Genomic DNA, 20529 nt, shown 5'->3' with positions numbered 1-20529 from the left:
GTATAACAAACATTCCGAACCATGCTGACGATAAAACAAATCCGCGACGACAAAGCGGCCGCCGTGCGCCGACTGGCCAAGAAAGGCGTGGACGCCGCCCCGGCAGTCGACCGGATTCTGACGCTGGACGACCGCCGCAAGGCCATTCAGGCAGAACTGGACGCCACGCTGGCCGCCCAGAACAAGGCCGCCAAGGAGATCGGCGCGCTGATGGGCCAGGGCCGCCGCGACGAAGCCGAAGAACGCAAACGCTTCGTAAGCGACCTGAAAGAGAAGTCCTCGCAACTGCAAACCGAATCGAAAGAAGTGCAGGACGAACTCCAGGCGACGCTGGTGACGCTGCCCAACTTCCCGGCCGAAATCGTCCCGGAAGGCAGGACGGCCGAAGACAACGTAGTGGTGAAACTGGTGGAAAACTACACGGCGCTGCCGGAGAACCCGCTGCCCCACTGGGAACTGGCCCGCAAATACGACATCATCGACTTCGACTTAGGCGTGAAGCTGACGGGCGCGGGGTTCCCGGTCTACAAAGGCAAGGGCGCCCGCCTGCAACGTGCGCTGATCAACTATTTCCTGGACTGCAACACCCGTGCGGGCTACCTGGAAGTGGAACCGCCCGTGATGGTCAACGAAGCCTCGGGCTTCGGCACGGGCCAGCTGCCCGACAAGGAAGGGCAGATGTACCACGCGACGGCGGACAACTACTATCTGGTGCCGACGGCCGAAGTTCCGGTGACCAACATCTTCCGCGACGTCATTCTCGACAAGAACGATTTCCCGGTGAAGATGACCGCCTACACGCCGTGCTTCCGCCGCGAAGCGGGCTCCTACGGCAAGGACGTGCGCGGACTGAACCGCCTGCACCAATTCGACAAGGTGGAAATCGTACAGCTGTCGCTGCCCGAGACCTCGTATGAAGCGCTCGACGGGATGGTGGCCCACGTGGAATCCATCGTCCAGTCGCTGGGACTGCCCTACCGCATCCTGCGGCTGTGCGGCGGCGACATGTCGTTCACCTCGGCGCTGACCTACGACTTCGAGGTCTACTCCGAAGCGCAGAAACGCTGGCTGGAAGTCTCGTCGGTGTCGAACTTCGAGTCGTTCCAGGCCAACCGCCTGAAACTGCGCTACCGCGACGACGAGAAGAAGACCCAGCTGGCCCACACGCTCAACGGCTCGTCGCTGGCCCTGCCGCGCATCGTGGCGGCGCTGCTGGAAAACAACCAGACGCCCGAGGGCATCCGCATCCCCGAAGCGCTGATTCCCTACACCGGATTTGATATTATCAAATAAATCCGTATATTTGCTAACCGAACACACATTAACAATTAATTCTTAACGAAACCATGGCTTACAAAATTACCGACTCCTGCGTTGCCTGCGGCACCTGCATCGGCGAATGCCCCGTCGAGGCCATCTCGGCCGGCGACATTTATGTCATCGACCCCGACAAGTGCATCGACTGCGGCACCTGCGCAGGCGTCTGCCCCAGCGAGGCGATCGTATCGGAATAAGTTCCGCCGAACGCATAAGCAAAAACGCTCCCTTTCTTGGGAGCGTTTTTTTTGTGGAACGCAACGAATGCGAACCACGGAACGGAATCGCCGAAAACAGACGGCCGCCGCATCCGAACGAAATATGATTGCGCCCGTATCTGTTAACAAAATAACACGTTACGGTCTTTTCACCGTTATTTTGGTCTGAAATTTGCGGGGGGGGGATTTTTGTATCTTTGACTTCGTCTTAGATACTCCCGTCTCGGGAATGCCCAAATAAATTTGACATTCCGCTCGGCTTATTCGTATCTTTGCACTGCCGGGCCGAAGCTGGATAGCCCGGTGCTGGGATGTTGACGCAACTCCACACCCTTCGGGGCACCGTCCGGAAATATTCGGACGGTGTTTTTTTATGCACCGAAAAAAAACGATGATTTCAGAACGCGCGGACGCGGCTCTCCTCGCAATCCTTGTCGAGCTTGTCGTCCTCGTCCCAATCGAACCACCCGAACTCGCGGCGCCCGCCCAAGGAAAAGCGCGTATAGGTAATAGGAAGCCCCATTTCGAGGAACCGCTGCTCGTAGGCCGTCTTGACGGAAAGCACCTCGTCGGCGAAACCCGAACCGTAGATGTCGGGATTCGAGACCTCGCACGGCAAACCGTAACGACGGATGACCTCGGCGGTATAACCGTAGAGATGCTGGGAATCGGTCTTCAGATGGATCAACCCCTCGGGCCGCAGCAAACGGGCATAACGTTCCAGAAAGAGGGGCGAGGTGAGGCGCTTCTTGGCCCGGCGGCTCTTGAGCTGCGGGTCGGGAAAGGTAATCCAGATTTCGGAGACCTCGCCCTCGGCGAACAGGCCCCCGAGAAATTCGATGCGGGTACGCAGGAATCCGACGTTGGTCATCTGCCGCTCGGTCGCAGTCTTGGCACCGCGCCACATGCGGGCCCCCTTGATGTCGATGCCGATGAAGTTGCGCGAAGGGTCGCGCTCGGCCAATGCCACGGTATATTCGCCCTTGCCGCAACCCAGTTCCAGCACGACAGGACGGTCGTTCTTGAAGAAATCGCGGTTCCAATGCCCTTTCAACGGGTGGTCGCAGCGGAACACGTCGTCGAACCCGGGCTGCACGAAACAGGCGAAACCGAGGTTTTCGCGGAATTTGCGGAGTTTGTCTTTTCCCATCTTACTTGGTCTCTACATACAGCCCCACGGCTTCGACGCCCACGACCCTGCGGGCAGGGGTCACCGAAAAACGGTAGTCGCCGCTGCGGCCGAAAACCGCCCGCCTGCGATAGACCGCCGCCGATTCGTGGAAGACCGCCGCGGGATGGCGCACGTGCGTCGCACAAAAGAGAAACGGCTCGGCGAAAAGCAACGAATCGGGCGTGCGCACCTCAACATGCAAAGTCAGCGTATCGTCCTTGAACCGAGGGTCGAAGCGCAGGAAAAACGACAGGTCGCACCGGGCGAGCGTATCGGAATTCGGCACCGTCAACTCGGCCGCCCCGCTCCATCCCAACGGGTCGACGTCCGCCGCCACCGACCGATGGGGCGTCCGGCAGGCAGCCGAAAGCAATGCGACGACGGCCAACGCCGTCCGTATCCACTTAGTTCTCACCGCCGTCCTTTTCGTCCCGGCCGGAACGCATGCGCTCGCCCTGCTGACGATTGCCGCGGAAACGGCTGCGGTCGTTGCGACGGCCACCGTGGGAACGGGAACCGCTGTTATTGGAACGCGGAGCGCCGCCGTTATCGTGCGCCTGCCGACCGCTGTGCTGCCGCTCGCCGTCGGCCCCCTGCGGCTGCCCCGGCTGGCGCTCGCCCCGACTATTACGGCCGTGCCTGCGGCGCTTGCTCTTATCGAAACGGGTGATGCTGTCCTCGACCGAACCGGCCCCATAGGTCGGCTCGCCGCTGGCGGCAGGAATGTCGTCGGCATGCTGCAATCGGTCGACCTTCTTGCCCTCCTGGTTCAGCGCCATGATTTCCCGGACCCGCGGCACGGAAAGCGTGGTCAGATTGGCCAACGTATCCTTGGACGAAGAGAAAGTCATCGTCCCGGCCAACACGTCGGTCTTGACGAGGAACCACTCGCCGTCGATGGTCTGCAACGGCTCGCGCAACCGCGGGAACGCCTTGCGGGCATCGACGTAGGTGTCGTACTCGTACATCATGCAGCACTTGAGCTTGGAACACTGCCCGGCCAGCTTCTGCGGGTTGAGCGAGATGTCCTGCGCCCGGGCGGCCCCGGTGGTGACGCTCGAAAAATTGGAAATCCACGACGTACAGCACAACTCGCGGCCGCAGGCCCCGATGCCGCCGATGCGCCCCGCCTCCTGCCGGGCACCGATCTGCTTCATCTCGATGCGGATATGGAACCGCTCGGCGAAGACCTTGATGAGCTCGCGGAAATCGACGCGCTCGTCGGCGATGTAATAGAAGATGGCCTTGATTTTGTCGCCCTGGTACTCGACGTCGCCGATTTTCATGTTGAGCCCCATGTCGGCGGCAATCTGACGCGAGAGAATCATCGTCTCGTGCTCCAAGGCGATGGCCTCCTGCCACCGCTCGATGTCGTAGGGCTTGGCCTTGCGATAGATTTTCTTGTACTCGCCGTTATAGGGAGTGAAGCCCGTGCGGCGCATCTGCCGGGCCACCATGTCGCCCGTGAGCGAGATGACGCCTATGTCGTGGCCGGGCGAAGCCTCGACCGCCACGATGTCACCCTTTTTGAGGGGAAGGTTGTTGACATTCTGGTAGAACGAACGGCGCGTATTCTTGAACCGGACCTCGAAGATGTCGGTCGGCACGTTGTCGGGATACTCCTCCAGCCAATCGGTCTCGTGCAACTTGAGACACCCGCCGCAAGGCTGTGCCTCGGGCTCGTCGCCCTCGTTGCAAAAGGCGCAGCCGCGGCCGATTTCGGGTTGGAACTTGCAGGTATGCTGTTTTTCGGAATCCATGGGACGATATTTTGTGTAAAGTTACACAAAAAAAGCGAACTGTGCAATTACGCCGCCTGCGTATAGAGCTTTCTGACGCTCCGCCGGATGCGCACGATCATCAGCAGGGCGGCCATCGAAAGCCCGAACGAGAACCCGAGGAACAGCCCCGACGGCCCCATGCCGAGCGTGAAGCCGAAAAGATACCCCACCGGCAGATTGAGCAGCCAATAGGAAATGAAAGCGATGGGCATGATGATTTTCACGTCCTGGATACCGCGCAGGATACCCACCGACACGTTCTGCACCCCGTCCGAAAGCTGGTAAAGCGCGGCGAAAATCAACAGCTGCGAAGTAATGGCGATGACCTCGGGGTTGGAAGTGAAAAGCGTGGGAATCCACCCGCGCAATGTAATGAAAACCAAGGCCGCAAAGAAATTCCACGCCAACACCAGGTGGTACGACGCCTTGGCCGCCAACGACAACTCGGCGATGTTGCGGACGCCATAGCAGTGCGAAATACGGATGGTGGTGGCCGCGCCGATGGACATGACGATCATGAAAGCGCAGTTGCCCAACGTAATGGCAATCTGGTTGGCGCTGATGGCCTGCGTGCCGAACCACCCCATCATCACGCTCGTACCGACGAACGCCGACGATTCGAGGAACATCTGCAACGAAATGGGCAAGCCCATGCGAAGCAGCTTCCGCACCGTCGACCACGAATAACGCCGGGGCGAAAAACCCTGCAAATAAGCCCGGTAAACGGGACGAGAACAGAAGTAGCCTATCATCAGCACGGGCGCAATCGTCCGCGAGAGCAGCGTACCCAATCCGGCCCCTTGGGCCCCCATTTCGGGAAATCCGTAACGGCCGTAGATGAAGACCCAGTTGAAAGCGATATTGGCCAGGTTGGCGATAATCGTGACGACCATCTCGACCTTGGTATTGCCCACACCCTCAAGGAATTGCTTGAACGCGAAGAAGAGCATCATCAACGGCATGCTGTAAACGAGCATCCGGTAATAAGGCACGGCCATATCGACCACTTCGACGGGCTGGCCGAGGTGGTAAAGCAACGGAATCGCGGCGAACTGCACGAGCGACAACCCGACGCCGAGCAACGTATAGAACAGAATGCCGTTCTGCAACAAGGCCGCCGAACGCTTGTGCTCGCCCTGCACGAAAAGCTCGCCGACCAGCGGCGTCATACCCAGCGCCAGCCCGATGGCGGCGATGCAGAGGATGAAGAAGACCGAACCGCCGAACGACACGGCGGCCAGCGGCAGGGGGTCTTCGCCGCCGTAGCGGCCGACCATCAGGTTGTCGGCAACCTGCGTAAGGATTTGTCCCACCTGCGTCAGTACGACAGGCAGGGCCAGTTTCAGATTGGCTTTGTATTGTTCCCGGTATTTCGCAAAATTGTACAGCATAGGGGGACAAAGGTAGTGCAAGGCGAGAGGAAAAGCAAACGAAGTTGGCATTTTCCCGAGCCGCAGCCTATCTAAGCGAGAGTTCAACTCTCGCAATGTAGTGCAAGGCGAGCGCAATGCCAAATTTATTTGGGCATTGCCGAGCCGCCGCCTACCTAAACCAAGCGGAGCGTAGGTAAAGTGCAAGGCGAGAGGAAAAGCAAACGAAATATATTAATTCGCTGCCGACACAATCCATAAAACCCGGCTCTTAGCCGGGCCGAGCCGCCGCCTGCCTAAACCAAGCGAAGAATCTACCTGATCAATAGGGAAGATGTTTCGCTATCGCTCAACATGACATATCTTTCCAATTATTCCCTATTTACCACTATTCACTCCGAACAAAGCACGGAAGCCCCACAACCAGCCGAAACAACAAGTCGACGGCTACAACATCTTGGACTGACGGAAAGAGAAGTACCCCTCGCGGGCAATGATGATATGGTCGAGCACGCGGATGTCGAAGAAGCCGGCAGCGCGCAGAATGCGCTTGGTCAACAGCTTGTCGTCGTCGCTGACCTCGGCGGAACCGGAGGGATGATTGTGGATAAGGACCAGCCGCGTGGCCAACAATTCAAGGGCGCGCTTGATGATGATCCGATGGTCGACAATCGTAGCCTGCACCCCGCCCTGGCTGATGCGCCAACTCTCCAAAATGCGGTTGGAAGAGGTCAGGTAAACGGCCCAGCACTCCTCGTGATCGAGCTTTTCGAGCCGGGGCCGGAAATAACGCACCACGTCCTCGGTGTTCGAGAGGGTTTCGGCTTCCTGCACCTGCATGGCAGCGGCCCGACGGCCGAACTCGGCGGCAGCCACCAACAACCGGGCCCGCCGCAGCCCCAGGCCGCCCATCATCCGCAGGCGCGCCAACTCCGCGGAACCCAGGCGCACCAACGAACCGCCCGAAGCCTTCAACAAAGCCTCGGCAGTCAGCTCGTCGTCGGTCAGCAACGTGAGCAGCTCCTTGTCGGTCAAGGATGCCGCGCCGCGCGCCGCCAATTTGTCGTACAGATTTTTCACGACCGGATCAATTGGTAAGCCTGTCCACCCGGTCGAGCAACGATGCGCACTGCTCGTCGCTCATATACTCGGCCACGGAAAACGCCGCCTGCTGCTCAGCCTCCTTCTTGGAATCGCCCGACCCGTGGCCCACCTCGATGCCGTCGACCAACACCGTGGCGAAAAACACGGGATGATTGGGCGCATAACCCTTGTCGTGCTCGGTGCGGAAAAGCACCTGCCGATGATGCTTCTGGCACCACTCGATCAGACGGCTTTTATAATCGGTCTCGGAAAGGGTCAGCTCGTCGACATTGAGGAAACGCCTGTATATATTATTGATAAGCAAACGATTGACGAACTCATAACCCTGGTCGAGGTACACGGCCCCCATCATAGCCTCGAACGCGTCGCCGAAGATATGCTTCTGGATGAAAGCTACCCCGCCGTTGGAAATGACATGCCTGTCGAGCCCGACATGCACGGCCAACGCGTTGAGCGACTGCCGCGAGACGATGCGGGCCCGCATCTTGGTGAGAAACCCCTCGTCGTGGCCGGGAAACTCGATGAACAGGAAATCGGAGGTGACAGCCTCGATGACGGCATCGCCCAAAAACTCGAGCCGCTCGTTGTTGATGGACTGCCCGTCCTCCAAAACCAAAGAAGCTGACTTGTGAACCAAAGCCAGCTTGTAGAGTTCGATGTTGTGCGGGACGAACCCGAACATCTCATCGACCATTGTGTAATACGCCTTGTCCCGGCCGAAGCTCCTCCGCAGAGGACGCAGCAGAAAATCCAACACGGCGGGCGGGACGAGGGTTAGAACTTCCGGAAAACGACCGTAGCGTTGTGGCCGCCGAAACCGAACGTATTGCTCAGTGCGCACTTCACCTCGCGGTGCTGCGGCTTGTCGAGCGTAAGGTTCAGCTTGGGATCGATCTCCGGATCGCGGTTCTCGCAATTGATAGTCGGGGGAATGATTCCCTTGGTGATGGCCATGATGCAGGCCAGCGCCTCGACGGCACCCGTAGCACCCAGCAAGTGGCCGGTCATCGACTTGGTAGAGGAGATGTTGATGTCGTAGACATGGTCGCCCAACACGCCCTTGACGGCCTTGAGCTCGGCAATGTCGCCCAGCGGGGTCGAAGTACCGTGCACATTGACGTAGTCCACCTCCTCGGGGCTGATGCCGGCGTCCTTGATGGCGTCGCGCATCGACTTCATGGCGCCGATACCCTCGGGGTGGGGAGCCGTGAAGTGGTGGGCGTCGGCCGACTCGCCGCCGCCGACGAACTCGCAGTAAATCTTGGCGCCGCGAGCCTTGGCATGCTCCAACTCTTCGAGCACGAGCGCACCGGCACCCTCGCCGACCACGAAACCGTCGCGGTCCTTGTCGAAAGGACGCGAAGCGTGCCCGGGATCGTCGTTGCGGGTGGAGAGGGCCTGCATCGAATTGAAACCGCCGACCGACGGCTCGTTGACCGCAGCCTCAGAACCGCCCGTAATCATGACATCGGCCTTGCCGTAACGGATGGCCTCCAAAGCGGCGATAAGACCGTGGTTGGAAGAAGCGCACGCCGAGACGGTGCAGTAATTGGGACCCATGAAACCGTACTTCATGGAGATGAATCCGGCAGCGATGTCGGAAATCATGCGGGGAATGAAGAACGGGCTAAACCGAGGGGTCATACCCCCCTCGGCGTAGCCCAGACATTCGTCGAAGAACGATTTGAGTCCTCCGATACCCGAAGCCCAGATTACGCCTGCGCGCTCCTTGTCGAGCTTGTCGAAATCGAACGCCGCGTCCTCGACGGCCTGCGTGGCCGCGATGAGGGCATACTGCGTGAAAAGGTCGTACTTGCGTACCTCCTTGCGGTCGAAATACTGGTTCGGGTCGTAATTTTTCACTTCACAGGCAAAACGGGTCTTGAATTTTTCGGCATCGAAGTGAGTAATGGGCGCGGCACCGCTGACACCTTTCTCCAGATTCCGGAAATACTCCTCGATATTATTGCCGAGCGGGTTGATCGTACCGATACCCGTGACGACTACTCTTCTTTCTGCCATAAAACGAAAAACCTTATTGTCGTGTGAATTGAATTAAGCGGGGGAAATTATTTCTTGTGCTCCTCGATGTAGCTGATCGCGTCGCCTACGGTGGCGATCTTCTCAGCGTCCTCGTCGGGAATCTGAATATCGAAAGCCTTCTCGAACTCCATGATCAGTTCCACAGTGTCGAGCGAATCGGCGCCCAGGTGGTTGGTGAAGCTGGCTTCGGGTACTACTTCCGTCTCCTTGACACCCAGTTTGTCTACGATGATCTCGACAACTTTAGCTTGAACTTCTGACATAATTTTAAGTTTTTAGTTAAACAATTATTTAGGAAACAAAATTTTATTTCCGACGTAGTTGTGCGCAAAAGTAACACTTTTTTTATTACTTTTGACAAAACCCCGAAAATTTTTGTTCACAATAATTCGGACATTCAGCACAATTTCAAAATTAAGGGATTCAAAACCACCGCCTTATGAAACTTCTTCTGATTTCCAATTCGACCAACGCCGGCGAGGAGTACCTGCGCTATCCGCTGCCCGAAATCGGGCGTTTCCTCGACGATGTCCGTGAAATAGCGTTCGTGCCCTATGCCGCCGTGACATTCTCCTACGCCGAATACGAACGCCGTGTGGCCGCCCGCTTCGCCGAACTGGGCATCCGCGTGCGCTCGGTCCACCGGGCGGTCGACCCGGCCCGTGCAATCCGCCGGGCCGAAGCGATCTGCGTGGGCGGCGGCAACACCTTCGCGCTGGCCAAGAAGATGCAGGAACAGGGACTGATGCAGGCCATCCGCGACCGCATCCGGGCCGGAATACCCTACGTGGGCTGGTCGGCCGGAAGCAATGTCTGCTGCCCGACGATTTCGACGACCAACGACATGCCCATCGTCGAACCCCGCTCGTTCCGGGCCATCGGCGCTGTGAAGTTCCAGATCAATCCCCACTACCTGGACGCCAACCCCGCAGGCCACGCGGGCGAAACCCGCGAACAGCGCATCCTCGAATTCATCGAAGCCAACCCGCGCCGCTGGGTCGCAGGGCTGCGCGAGGGGTGCATGCTCCGCTACGAAGACGACCGGCTCGAACTGATAGGCCAACGCCCGATGCGCATTTTCAAGAAGGGTCAGGAACCGTTCGAGGTCAAGGCGGGCGACGACCTGTCGTTCCTATTATAAATAGGTATGACCACCTCCGAAACGGGCCGGGCCGGCGAACAGGCCGCGGCGGACCATCTGCGCCGTGCGGGCTATGAAATCCGTGCGCTCAACTGGCGGCACGGACGCTACGAACTCGACATTGTGGCGCAGAAGGAGTTCACGCTGCACATCGTCGAAGTGAAAACCCGCCGCCAAGGCTCGCTCACCCCGCCGGAAGCCGCCATCACGCCGCAGAAATTCCGGGCGCTGCGCCGGGCCGCGAGCTGCTACATCACCGCGACGAACTGCGACATGGAGGTGCAGTTCGACCTCGCGGCCGTGGAACTGGCTCCCGACGGCACGGCCCGCGTGGAGCTGGTCGAACGGGCCATGGAATGCCATTGGTGAGAAACTGCCCGGCTATTTTGCATTTCCGACAAAATATGCTATCTTTGTTCTATATAAAAAACTTCGCAGCAGCGGAGCGGTCGCCGGACCGCCCGGCGCCGCAAAACGCACTACCGAGAAGCACCATGTTTTTCTACAATCTGGGACTGCGGATTTACGCATGGCTCATCCGTCTGGCCGGCCTCCGGATGCCGAAAGCCCGCCTGTGGACCGAAGGGCGCCGCGGCCTTTTCAAGCGCATGAAGCAGGCGATCGACCCCGACGCCCGCATCGTATGGCTCCACGCGGCGTCGCTCGGCGAATTCGAGCAGGGGCGCCCCATCCTCGAACAACTGCGCCGCGAACACCCCGAATACAAGATTCTGCTCACCTTCTTCTCGCCCTCGGGCTACGAAATCCGCAAGAACTACAAAGGGGCCGACTACATCTTCTACCTGCCCATCGACACGCCGCGCAACGCCCGGCGCTTCCTCGACATCGCACACCCCGAAATCGCCGTCTTCGTAAAATACGAATTCTGGCTCAACCTGCTCAAGGAACTGCGCCGCCGCAAGGTCCGCACCTATGTCGTCTCGGCCATCTTCCGGCCCGATTCGATTTTCTTCCGCCCCTACGGCGGCATGTGGCGGCAGGCGCTCGAAGCCTTCGACGCCATGTTCGTGCAGAACGAGGAATCGAAACGGCTGCTGGGCGAACTGGGATTCGACAACACGGTGGTCGCAGGCGACACGCGCTTCGACCGGGTGGCCGAAATCGCCCGGGCGGCCCGCAAAATCGACGTCGTGGAGCGCTTCAAGGGCGACAAAAGGCTGTTCGTCGCAGGTTCGACATGGGGCCCGGACGAAGAACTGCTGATTCGGCTGATGAACGACAATCCCGACGTGAAATTCCTAATCGCGCCCCACGAAATGGAGGAAGGCCGCATCGCCCGGCTCATGGAACAGACCCGCGGCGGCGCCCTGCGCTATACGGCCTGCACGCCGAGCACGGGCTACGGCTCGAAGCAGCTGCTGATTCTCGACACCGTGGGACTTCTCTCGTCGGTCTACGGCTACGCCGCATGGGGTTATATCGGCGGCGGATTCGGCGTAGGCATTCACAACACGCTCGAAGCCGCCACGTTCGGCCTGCCCATCGCGTTCGGCCCCAACTACCAGAAATTCAAGGAAGCCCGCGACCTGGCGACGCTGAGCGCCGCCTGCCCCGTCGAAAACTACGACCAGCTGCTCGCGTGGTTCATCCCTCTGCGCGACAACCCCGGCTTCCTGCAGAAAACCAGCCGTATCGCCCGCGACTACACCACCAGCCACCAAGGCGCCACGGCCCTGATTCTCCGCACGATTTTCCAGTAAACGGGCGCTTCGGCCACAAAAAAAGTCTCCTCCGTCGCGCGGAAGAGACTTTTTTCTGTTTCAGCGTATCGCTCAGCACTTGTTGGTCATGATATTCAGCACGAGACGGTCGGTTTCGTTCATGCCGTCGCGCCCGATGTCGGTCAGATTGCGGATACAGCGGTCGACGTCCTCGTCGATGATGCCCTCCACGGGCGTCACGCAATGGCCGTCCATCGCCATCAGGGCCGACAGAACCGCCGTCGAAACGCCGCTCGTGAGCTTCATGGCGCAGCTGGGTTTGGCTCCGTCGCAAATCATGCCCGTCAGATTGGCAATCATGTTCTTCACGGCGGCCGCGGCCTGCGCATAACCGCCGCCCATCAGATAGACGATGCCGCAGCTCGACCCGGTAGCCGCAACCACGCAGCCGCACAATGCCGACAAGCGGCCCAAACTCTGCTTGATGTAGATGACCGTCAGATGACTGAGGGTCAGCGCACGAATCGTCCGCTCCTCGTCGGCCCCCGTCTCCTCGGCGTAAACCACCACCGGAAGCGTTGCCGCGATGCCCTGGTTGCCGCTGCCCGAATTGCTCATGACGGGAATCATCGCCCCGGCCATCCGCGCGTCGCACGCAGCGGAGGTGTAGGAAAGAATCCGCGAGAAAATGCTGTCGCCGATGACTTTCAGTTCGCGCTCGCGCCGCAGGGTCCGGCCGACGCAATGGCCGAATTCGCCGCTGAACGACCGTTCGGCCGCCGCCTTGTTGAGCCGCCGCGTTTCGAGGATGAAACGAATTTCGTCGAGCGGTGCCGTCATGGCGAAATCCCACACCCGCTGCAACGACAGCGGCACCCCGTCTGTCTCCTGCTCCGCCGCTCCGGACCTACGCTCGTCGAGCTCCGCCACCCCGTCGCGCTCCAGATAGACGAACCGGGTATGCCCTCCGGCAATGACAGCCACGGCCCGATGCCCGGCAGCTTCGGCCTCGATTTCGATATAGAGTTTCTCGGCAATGCCCTCCTTGAGACCGATTGAAATGCGCTTTTCGTCGATATAGACACGCCCCTGCTCCACGGCTTCGGGCGTCACGTCGCGCAGCACCTCCAACCCGTACTGCGAACGTCCGACCGAAGCGCCCAGCGCCACGGCAATCGGCAGACCGATCATCCCCGTACCGGGAATCCCCACGCCCATGGCGTTCTTGAGGATGTTGGCGCTCAGCCGCACCGCGATTTTTTCGGGCAGCGCACCGAGCAGTTCGGCGGCCCGGGCGGTGCAAAGAGCCACGGCGATGGGCTCGGTGCAGCCGATGGCCGGAACGACTTCGCGGCGGATCAGGTCGATGATTTGTTGGCGTTCGGGTTGCGGAATCATGGCAGCTGTGTTTGCTTTTTGCCGAAAAAAACGAATCTTCGGCAAAGTCAAAGATACGAATAAGTCGAGCGAAAAAAGCAAGTTTACTTGCCTTTTTTCCGAGGCGCAGTATCTAAAACGGAGTTAAAGATACGAATAAGCGAGGGCAAAAGCAAATTCATTCGCATTTTGCCGAGCGGGAGTATCTTCAGCGAAGTTAAAGATACGAAATAATCCGCAGAAACCGTATCTTTACGGCGAAAAACCGACGACCATGCAACCCTCCGAAATCCGCACGCTCTTTTTCTCGCCGACAGGCACCACCCGCCGCGTAGCCGATGCCATTGCGCAAGCGGCCGCAGAAGGCTGTCCCGTCATCGCGACCGACCTGACCCACGCCAAGGCTCCGGCTCTGACGTTCGGGCCCGACACGGTCGCCCTCCTTGCGGCACCCGTCTACGGCGGCCATATTCCGCCCTTGGCTTTCGAGCGGCTGGCCGAAATCCGTGGCAACGACACCCCTGCAATAATCGCAGTCGTCTACGGCAACCGCGATTTCGGAAAGGCCGCCGTCGAACTGGCGGAATTCGCCCGCCGCCACGGATTCCGCCCCATTGCCGCGGCGGCATTCGTGGGCGAACACTCGTACAGCAGCCCCGCCGCTCCGATTGCCGCCGGACGCCCCGATGCCGACGACATGGCCGTCGCAACCGCATTCGGCGCAAACATCCGGGCCAAACTGCGCGCAGAACAGCCTGCAACCGTCGACGCTGCCCGGCTGAAAACACCCCGAACGTCCCTGCTCTCCCTGCTGCGATTTATCCGCTTCGTGCTGGCCTATCGGCGCCGGCAGCGCAAAAATCCGGTTGTACGCATCCCCGTCGTCGACGCCGCACGTTGCACCCGGTGCGGCCGCTGCGCAGCGCTCTGCCCGACGCAAGCCATCGCACGCGGCGACGAGCTGCACACCGACCCGCAGCGCTGCATCCGCTGCTGCGCCTGCGTCAAAGGCTGCCCAACCGGAGCACGGAGCTACGAAACGCCCTTCGCCGACGCCCTGGCCCGCAATTTCTCCCGGCGCAAACCGCCCGTCACCTTGCTATGAAAACAACCTCGATAGAACGCCTTGCCCGTCCCACAGCCACGGAACTCGATGCGCTGACCGCTTGACCCCTCCGGCAAGCCCTACCCCATCCTTCACCTGGCGCTCGCCGACGAGTAAACGAAAAAGCCGCCTACTTTCGTAAGCGGCTTTCGGCTGTGGTACCACCGGGAATCGAACCAGGGACACAAGGATTTTCAGTCCTTTGCTCTACCAACTGAGCTATGGCACCATCCGGATAAGAACGGATAACCGTATTATCGTGGCACAAAGGTAGGAATAAATTTTGAATTTGCAAATCCGAAAACAAAATTTATGCAAAATAAACCACTATTCGTCCGAAAAACCTGTCGCAAAAACAACCTGCACCCAACAAAAAAGAGAGCTTCCTTATCGGGAAGCCCTCTTGAACACATAACCGGAAAGCTATTTACCGTCTGCCATGACGAACGTTTCGCGAGCCGGATCACCGAAAGTACCGGCACTCACAAAGTACATCAGATGGAAGACGAATGTCTGTCCGCCGTCCCAATAACTGGGATATGTGCTGGCGGGGTACTTGTTCGGGTTGAAAGTTTGACCGTCGCAAACATAGACCTTGCCGTAGTCCGAGTGATCGGAGCCGATATACTGGTCGGAAACGATGACTGACGCATACTCCTTGCCATCCACAGTGACCGTCTTCGATGGATCGACTGAGAAGATGAAATTGACACCGCCGCCCCAATTGGTCAATCGGAATGTATTAGTACCTGCGGCACGCTCAAGTTTCGGCTCATTATCCTCACCTTCCCACCAGAAATTGTAGGCATACACACCACCCTGCAGAACGGGACTGCCATTGGCACCGAGCACATAATCGGCTTCGGTCAATTCGCTGGAAAGCAATTTTGAAAAATCCTTGAGTATATAACAAGGCTGCCAATTGAGCACGAGTGAAGCGCTGAAGACAAAAGAGACGTTCTTGGTACCGATCTGACTGGAACTTTGCGTTTCGGGATCAACTTCCGGATTGACCGCCGTAATTTTCACGGAATAATTGGAACCCGGAACAAACTCCTCAGTAAGCACTTCGAGCACAACCGGGGTTTTGTACTCCCCAGCTTTGAAAGTAACGGTTTCGGGGACACCGATCAGATCGACGTTGCCGGAAACCGAAAGAGCCACGGTAAACTCTCCGGCAGCATTCTGACGCAACAAATCGAGCACTACGGTCTGCACACCCTCTGCTGCGGGATCGAACGAAACCGAAGTTTCAGCGCTGGCAAAATAAGCCAGTTCGGAGTTTTCGCCCGAAGGATCGAACTTGGCGACCTCCTGGTCCTTGTTGCAACTCCCTCCCCCGATGACCGAAAGCAGAAGAGCGGCAGCAAAGCACTTTTTAACGACGTTTTTCATATCGTGTGAGTTTAATATCATTTGACCTTGAATTTATTCTGCGGTATCGCCGAGCGGATTCTGCACGATATTGGGATTACCGTCCAATTCCTTCTGCGGAAGGAGGAGAATCCATGCGAAAGTACCGGGCGTCTGCGTATCGCGGGACGGAATCAACGATGCGGGATCGAAATCGGGGTTGTCGGCCTCATCGACCTTCGTGCGCTTGAAACCCTGTCCCAGACGCTTGATGTCGAACAGACGGCCATACTCGCCCCACAACTCGATGCGCCGCTGAATGAGAATCTCCTCGAGCAACGAACCCGTAGTACCGGCGCCGTCGCTGCCTGCGGACAAAGTACCGAGCTCCTTGCCCGACTTCGACGAACCCGTGTAAGCGCTGTCGCGGTTGGCCATCAGGCGATTCAGATAAACTCGGGCCTGCGCATCGTTGCCCTGCTGGCAATAAGCCTCGGCTGCCGTCAGCAACATTTCCTCAGCACGCATATAAATATAATCACCCAACCAAGAATCGCCCTTGAACTTGAACTTCACCTGGCAATAACGAATAGCCTCACCCGAAGCCGCATATTTGGCATTGTCGAAATTCCCCAACCACCATGCACGGCGCGCATCGGTCGCACTCATGCGGTTCCAAAGCCATGCAGTGCAGCAACGACGGGCTTTTTGGGCGTAACCGTCATGGCCTGCGTCCATCTGCGAGTGGAACGAGAGATACATACCGTAGTTGTCGGTCGTCTTGACTTCGCCCCACATTACGCTGGGCAAAGCCGTCACATCATTCATGCCACTGGCAAGCTGAGCCGCAGTGAGTGTCTCCTTACCGGCATAGCCTTTCAACGCTTCGTCGGCAGCCTTGACAGCATCCTCCCACCGGTGCATCGTCAAAGCAACACGAGCCTTGATACCGTTGGCCACATAGTAGTCGATTTCGGTCTTGTCGCTGCGGACAATACCGGCATTTTGAGCCGCTTCCAGCAAACCGATACCGACAGTCAAATCGGGATAAATAGCTTCTTCGTAAACATACTTGTTGGTCGAACGCGCAGCGCCCTTGGTCTCGGAAGTCGTAGGATCCAGATAAACCGGAACGCACAAATCATCGGGATAATAGAAATAAGCACGGGCATAGACCTGGGCGAGCATATGGTAGCAGAAAGCACGCAAAACATAGGCTTGTCCCAAAATATACTTGCCTTGATCCGACTCCGAAAGCAACTCGCCTGAACCGATCAGGTTATTGCACGAATTGATAGTGGTATAATAACAATTCCATGTCGTAGCACACTGCAAACGAGGATCGTCGAACCAACTTTTGATGCTGTACGAATAGGTCTGCCACATCCAGCCCGAACCCGAACCCGAAAGCACGTAGTCTTCACCCAGCGCATCGCCGGTCAGATAAGTCTCGGTCAAGCCGAAACCGATACCCGAACTATAGTCGCCCTGCCAACCGCCACGGCCCAGATTGGCCAGCGTACCAGTCAATGCCGACTTGGCATTGTCGACGCTACCGTAGACCACGTCTCCCGGCACCTTGTTCCCGGGGAACGTCTCCAACGAATCCTTCGAGCAGGAGAACACGAGGGAGGCTGCGATACTCAACAAAAATATTCTTTTCATAATCTTGATCTCCGGTTAAAATTAAAATTTGATGTCCAAACCAGCCACGAAACTGCGCGACGGCGTATAAACGAAACTCGTCGAACCAGTCAGCGAATAGGTAGGATTCATACCTTTCATGTGGGTAAAAAGAGCCAGATTATCCAGCGAGCAGTACACACGCACGCTCTTCATACCAATGAAACTGGACGCCTTGCGAGGAATCGTATAACCTACCGTGATATTCTTGATGGCAAAATACGAAGCGTCGACAAGGAAGCGGTCCGAAGAAATACTGCTCGTACCCACCTCTACGCGCGGAACATCGGTAATATCGCCCGGCTGCTTCCATGCACGCAACTGATGTTTATGGAACGTCTGACCATAATAGAACGGATTCATCGTCGAACTGTAAATGCTTTCGTTGACCTTACCGCCGATCGAATAGGTGGTCAGAATCGAAACGTCGAGACCTTTCCAACGGAAGTTGGTACCGATGCTTCCGAACAAGTCGGGAATACGACTGCCGCAGTAATAACGGCTGCCCGAAGCCTTCGCGGTATTTGAAGTAATGTATTCGTTGACGATGTTGCCGTTCTCGTCCTTATCATAAGCCCAATAGAGCGCAACGCCCGTAGCCGGGTCGACACCTGCGAACTTAGGCAGATAATAAGTATAGATGGGCAGACCCTCGCGGATGATGCGCGAACCATCGACGATTTCGGGCGTCTCGGGTGTCAGCTTGAGCACCTTGTTGTTCTGCGTAGCGGCCATGACGGTCACATCCCAACGCATGTCGGGTTTGTCGATCAGCACGCCGTTCAACGAAATTTCCCAACCCGTGTTGCGCATCTCGCCGATGTTGTCCAGATAAGACTCGAAACCGCTCGAGAAAGCCATCGGACGCTCCAGAATCATGTCCGTCGTCTTCCGATTGTAATATTCGACCTCCAGATTCAGGCGGCTGCCGAACAAAGAAGCCTCGACACCCACGTTAAGATTGGCGTTCTTCTCCCACGTAAGGCTGGGATTCGCCAGCTGGGCCAGAGAGAAACCATAGCTGGAACCCGTCGAATTGACATCGTAGTAACCCTGCCAACCGTAGTAGTTGTCGTAACCGGAAGCGTCAAGAATGCCTTCGTTACCCTGCACACCGTACGAAGCCTTGAGAGTCAGGTTGTCGATCCACGACACGTTCTTCAGGAACTTCTCCTGCGAAATACGCCACGAAGCGCCGACCGACCAGAAATGGCCCCAACGGGTATCGGGCGCAAAACGCGACGAACCGTCGGTACGCCAGCTGGCGTCGATATAATACTTGTTGTCGTAACCGTAGTTCAGACGTGCGAAGTAGGATTCGATCCGATGGTCCTTGGTAGTGGATTCTGCCGAGTTGATCGTTGCGCCGACCACTTCGTAGAGACCTTCCACCAAACCCGAACGGCTGGCCTCAAGGTAATTCTCCTCGTAGCTATAAAACTCGTGACCCAACAGAGCATTGATTTCATGTTTGTCGGCGAACGTCCGGTTGTAAGTCAACAGCTGGTTGAACGTATAGGTCATGTAACGGTAATTGTACTTGTAAATCAGACCGCCGTTCGATGCCTGGTTGCCATGCAGACGGTTGAAATACTGCATGTTGTTGGACATCTGATAATCCACGCCGAAATTGGTCGTGAATTTCAAGCCCTGCAAGGCACCGGCTTTCTCGCTGTCGCTGCCGAACGTAAGGTAAGTACGGGCCGAAAGGCTCTCCGTAGTATTCGACGTCGGGTCATCATAGAATCCGGCAATCACATTGGTATTGGTATCCTGCGGACGCGCTTCACCATAATCGTACTGCTTCTTACCGTTCTCATCGAGAACATTCTTGCCCTCGGCATCCTTCATATAAACAGGATAGATCGGAGCCATCAGCTGAGCCGAGTAGAACACGTTGGACTGGGACGAATCCGTATAGCGGTTGGTGTTGGACTTCGAGTGAGCGAAGTTGGCGTTCATACCGCCCGAAAACCAATGCTTGGGCGTCGTATCGTAGCTAACGCGCCCCGTATAGCGCTGAAAATTCGTGGATTTGAGAATACCGTCTTCGTCAAGGAAACTAATCGACATGCTTCCGCGGTGAATGTTGTTACCGCCCGAAATCGAAGCCTGATATTCCTGACGGAGCGCCGCATTGTCGGTCACTGCGTCGATCCAGCTTTCATCCCATGCCGAAACAGCATCGGCACGAACCTTGCCTGTAGCAGGATCGACCAAATCGGCCCAACTATAATTCTTGAACGGATTATAACCGGCACCCAGCGTACCGCTCAGACGCGCCGAAGCATACTGACGCGCAGCCGCATCGGTATAACCGGCCGTAAAATAAGCCGAGTTGTAAAGCGACTGCCAGTTCAGTTCGACATACTCGCGCTGATTGACGAGGTCATAATTGGGAATCGCCCGCGACGATACGCCGAGCGTAGCCTTGAAATTAACGTCCACATCGCCCTGACGGCCGCGCTTGGTCGTAATGACGATCACACCGTTGGCACCACGGGCACCATAGAGCGCTCCGGCCGATGCGTCTTTGAGCACGGTAATCGCCTCGATGTCATCCGGATTGATCGCGTTGATCGACCCGGAATAGGCCACTCCGTCGACTACGTAAAGCGGCTGCGAACTGGCATTGATCGAGCCGAAACCACGAATAGAAACGGTTGCATTCGATCCCGGCTGACCTGTACCCGAGGTAGTCTGCACACCGGCAACTTGTCCTTCAAGAGCTTTCGAGACATTGGAAACAACACGTTTTTCGAGATTCTCAGACTTGATTACTGCGGCCGAACCAGTAAACGATTCTTTCTTAGCCGTACCGTATGCCACGACGATGACGTCGTCGATGGCCTGCGTATCTTCTGCAAGGACCACGTCGATGGAGGTTTTGCCAGCGACGGGTATCTGCTGCGACTGGTAGCCGATGAACGAAACGGTCAGCGTAGCGTCGGCAGGAGCCGTCAAGGTGAACTTACCGTTGGAGCCGGTGGTGGTGCCTGCCGACGTACCGTCGACCACGACGGTCGCTCCGACGATCGGCTGACCCTCGGGATTGGCAACCGTACCGGATATTTGCCGGTTCTGAGCCCCGACGAACAACGCTCCGGCTCCCAGAATCGCAATTAACGATAGTACAAGTTTTCTTACCATAAACGTTAATTTTAATTGGTTTTTAAAATAAAAA

18 protein-coding genes and 1 tRNA gene are annotated in these 20529 nt (G+C 57.5%); 6 read left to right on the top strand and 13 right to left on the bottom strand.

Annotated features, from left to right (window positions below; translation table 11 throughout):
- Positions 1-21: 21 nt before the first annotated feature.
- Together serS and NFR47_RS05785 are read left to right on the top strand one after the other, a co-directional pair.
- Positions 22-1293, top strand: coding sequence for a serine--tRNA ligase (gene serS / locus NFR47_RS05790; RefSeq protein ID WP_251214624.1), 1272 nt, complete (start codon positions 22-24; stop codon positions 1291-1293).
- 53 nt (positions 1294-1346) lie between these two features.
- The gene (locus NFR47_RS05785; RefSeq protein ID WP_087260820.1) at positions 1347-1514 is read left to right on the top strand and encodes a DUF362 domain-containing protein; all 168 of its coding nucleotides are present in this window, start codon (positions 1347-1349) and stop codon (positions 1512-1514) included.
- Between the two features lie 418 nt (positions 1515-1932).
- Here the strand turns inward: NFR47_RS05785 and trmB are convergent, their stop codons facing one another.
- The 8 genes from trmB to NFR47_RS05745 form a co-directional block, all read right to left on the bottom strand.
- Positions 1933-2685 carry a tRNA (guanosine(46)-N7)-methyltransferase TrmB gene (gene trmB / locus NFR47_RS05780; RefSeq protein ID WP_251214623.1) on the bottom strand — a complete coding sequence of 251 codons (753 nt, stop codon included), beginning with the start codon at positions 2683-2685 and terminating at the stop codon, positions 1933-1935.
- 1 nt (position 2686) lies between these two features.
- On the bottom strand, positions 2687-3121 hold the full coding sequence (locus NFR47_RS05775; RefSeq protein ID WP_251214622.1) for a hypothetical protein: 435 nt from the start codon (positions 3119-3121) through the stop codon (positions 2687-2689).
- Positions 3111-4466 carry a PSP1 domain-containing protein gene (locus NFR47_RS05770; RefSeq protein ID WP_251214621.1) on the bottom strand — a complete coding sequence of 452 codons (1356 nt, stop codon included), beginning with the start codon at positions 4464-4466 and terminating at the stop codon, positions 3111-3113. The genes NFR47_RS05775 and NFR47_RS05770 overlap by 11 nt, the downstream gene beginning before the upstream one ends.
- Positions 4467-4513: 47 nt before the next feature.
- Positions 4514-5875: an MATE family efflux transporter gene (locus tag NFR47_RS05765; RefSeq protein ID WP_251214702.1), complete on the bottom strand. Its 1362-nt coding sequence runs from the start codon at positions 5873-5875 to the stop codon at positions 4514-4516.
- A gap of 429 nt (positions 5876-6304) precedes the next feature.
- Complete coding sequence (locus NFR47_RS05760) at positions 6305-6937, bottom strand: JAB domain-containing protein (RefSeq protein WP_251214620.1); 633 nt, start codon at positions 6935-6937, stop codon at positions 6305-6307.
- Positions 6938-6944: 7 nt separating this feature from the next.
- Positions 6945-7643, bottom strand: coding sequence for a ribonuclease III (rnc, locus tag NFR47_RS05755; protein WP_251214619.1), 699 nt, complete (start codon positions 7641-7643; stop codon positions 6945-6947).
- Between the two features lie 92 nt (positions 7644-7735).
- Complete coding sequence (gene fabF, locus NFR47_RS05750) at positions 7736-8983, bottom strand: beta-ketoacyl-ACP synthase II (protein WP_251214618.1); 1248 nt, start codon at positions 8981-8983, stop codon at positions 7736-7738.
- 47 nt (positions 8984-9030) lie between these two features.
- Positions 9031-9267: an acyl carrier protein gene (locus tag NFR47_RS05745; protein WP_251214617.1), complete on the bottom strand. Its 237-nt coding sequence runs from the start codon at positions 9265-9267 to the stop codon at positions 9031-9033.
- A gap of 176 nt (positions 9268-9443) precedes the next feature.
- On the opposite strand from NFR47_RS05745, the gene pepE reads away from it, so the two are divergent.
- From pepE to NFR47_RS05730, 3 genes are all read left to right on the top strand, one after another.
- Positions 9444-10145: a dipeptidase PepE gene (gene pepE / locus NFR47_RS05740; protein ID WP_251214616.1), complete on the top strand. Its 702-nt coding sequence runs from the start codon at positions 9444-9446 to the stop codon at positions 10143-10145.
- 6 nt (positions 10146-10151) lie between these two features.
- Positions 10152-10514, top strand: a complete 363-nt coding sequence (locus NFR47_RS05735; RefSeq protein ID WP_251214615.1) for a YraN family protein — start codon at positions 10152-10154, stop codon at positions 10512-10514.
- A 125-nt stretch (positions 10515-10639) separates the two neighbouring features.
- The gene (locus NFR47_RS05730; RefSeq protein ID WP_251214614.1) at positions 10640-11866 is read left to right on the top strand and encodes a 3-deoxy-D-manno-octulosonic acid transferase; all 1227 of its coding nucleotides are present in this window, start codon (positions 10640-10642) and stop codon (positions 11864-11866) included.
- A gap of 72 nt (positions 11867-11938) precedes the next feature.
- On the opposite strand, the gene NFR47_RS05725 is transcribed toward NFR47_RS05730, so the two are convergent.
- Complete coding sequence (locus NFR47_RS05725; RefSeq protein WP_251214613.1) at positions 11939-13225, bottom strand: L-cysteine desulfidase family protein; 1287 nt, start codon at positions 13223-13225, stop codon at positions 11939-11941.
- 253 nt (positions 13226-13478) lie between these two features.
- On the opposite strand from NFR47_RS05725, the gene NFR47_RS05720 reads away from it, so the two are divergent.
- Positions 13479-14309, top strand: a complete 831-nt coding sequence (locus NFR47_RS05720) for a 4Fe-4S binding protein (RefSeq protein WP_251214612.1) — start codon at positions 13479-13481, stop codon at positions 14307-14309.
- A 156-nt stretch (positions 14310-14465) separates the two neighbouring features.
- Here NFR47_RS05720 and NFR47_RS05715 read toward each other — a convergent pair.
- The 4 genes from NFR47_RS05715 to NFR47_RS05700 all read right to left on the bottom strand — a co-directional run bounded on the left by NFR47_RS05715 (position 14466) and on the right by NFR47_RS05700 (position 20495).
- Positions 14466-14538: transfer RNA gene (locus NFR47_RS05715), tRNA-Phe, on the bottom strand.
- Between the two features lie 194 nt (positions 14539-14732).
- Positions 14733-15704 carry a hypothetical protein gene (locus tag NFR47_RS05710; protein ID WP_251214611.1) on the bottom strand — a complete coding sequence of 324 codons (972 nt, stop codon included), beginning with the start codon at positions 15702-15704 and terminating at the stop codon, positions 14733-14735.
- Positions 15705-15737: 33 nt separating this feature from the next.
- Complete coding sequence (locus NFR47_RS05705; protein WP_251214610.1) at positions 15738-17327, bottom strand: RagB/SusD family nutrient uptake outer membrane protein; 1590 nt, start codon at positions 17325-17327, stop codon at positions 15738-15740.
- A gap of 21 nt (positions 17328-17348) precedes the next feature.
- Positions 17349-20495, bottom strand: a complete 3147-nt coding sequence (locus NFR47_RS05700; protein WP_251214609.1) for a SusC/RagA family TonB-linked outer membrane protein — start codon at positions 20493-20495, stop codon at positions 17349-17351.
- Positions 20496-20529 lie beyond the last annotated feature (34 nt).

It is taken from the genome of Alistipes muris, from assembly GCF_943193205.1.
Classification (GTDB): Bacteria; Bacteroidota; Bacteroidia; order Bacteroidales; family Rikenellaceae; genus Alistipes; species Alistipes muris.
This window is presented reverse-complemented; position numbering and strand designations above follow the sequence as displayed.

Bases quoted from the DNA above. Each gene is read 5' to 3' on its own strand.
- trmB (WP_251214623.1), bottom strand. From the start codon at position 2,685: ATGGGAAAAGACAAACTCCGCAAATTCCGCGAAAACCTCGGTTTCGCC.
- rnc (WP_251214619.1), bottom strand. From the start codon at position 7,643: ATGTTCGGGTTCGTCCCGCACAACATCGAACTCTACAAGCTGGCTTTG.
- NFR47_RS05745 (WP_251214617.1), bottom strand. From the start codon at position 9,267: ATGTCAGAAGTTCAAGCTAAAGTTGTCGAGATCATCGTAGACAAACTG.
- pepE (WP_251214616.1), top strand. From the start codon at position 9,444: ATGAAACTTCTTCTGATTTCCAATTCGACCAACGCCGGCGAGGAGTAC.
- NFR47_RS05710 (WP_251214611.1), bottom strand. From the start codon at position 15,704: ATGAAAAACGTCGTTAAAAAGTGCTTTGCTGCCGCTCTTCTGCTTTCG.
- NFR47_RS05705 (WP_251214610.1), bottom strand. From the start codon at position 17,327: ATGAAAAGAATATTTTTGTTGAGTATCGCAGCCTCCCTCGTGTTCTCC.
- NFR47_RS05700 (WP_251214609.1), bottom strand. From the start codon at position 20,495: ATGGTAAGAAAACTTGTACTATCGTTAATTGCGATTCTGGGAGCCGGA.
- NFR47_RS05735 (WP_251214615.1), top strand. From the start codon at position 10,152: ATGACCACCTCCGAAACGGGCCGGGCCGGCGAACAGGCCGCGGCGGAC.
- NFR47_RS05730 (WP_251214614.1), top strand. From the start codon at position 10,640: ATGTTTTTCTACAATCTGGGACTGCGGATTTACGCATGGCTCATCCGT.
- NFR47_RS05785 (WP_087260820.1), top strand. From the start codon at position 1,347: ATGGCTTACAAAATTACCGACTCCTGCGTTGCCTGCGGCACCTGCATC.
- serS (WP_251214624.1), top strand. From the start codon at position 22: ATGCTGACGATAAAACAAATCCGCGACGACAAAGCGGCCGCCGTGCGC.
- NFR47_RS05770 (WP_251214621.1), bottom strand. From the start codon at position 4,466: ATGGATTCCGAAAAACAGCATACCTGCAAGTTCCAACCCGAAATCGGC.
- NFR47_RS05720 (WP_251214612.1), top strand. From the start codon at position 13,479: ATGCAACCCTCCGAAATCCGCACGCTCTTTTTCTCGCCGACAGGCACC.
- NFR47_RS05725 (WP_251214613.1), bottom strand. From the start codon at position 13,225: ATGATTCCGCAACCCGAACGCCAACAAATCATCGACCTGATCCGCCGC.
- fabF (WP_251214618.1), bottom strand. From the start codon at position 8,983: ATGGCAGAAAGAAGAGTAGTCGTCACGGGTATCGGTACGATCAACCCG.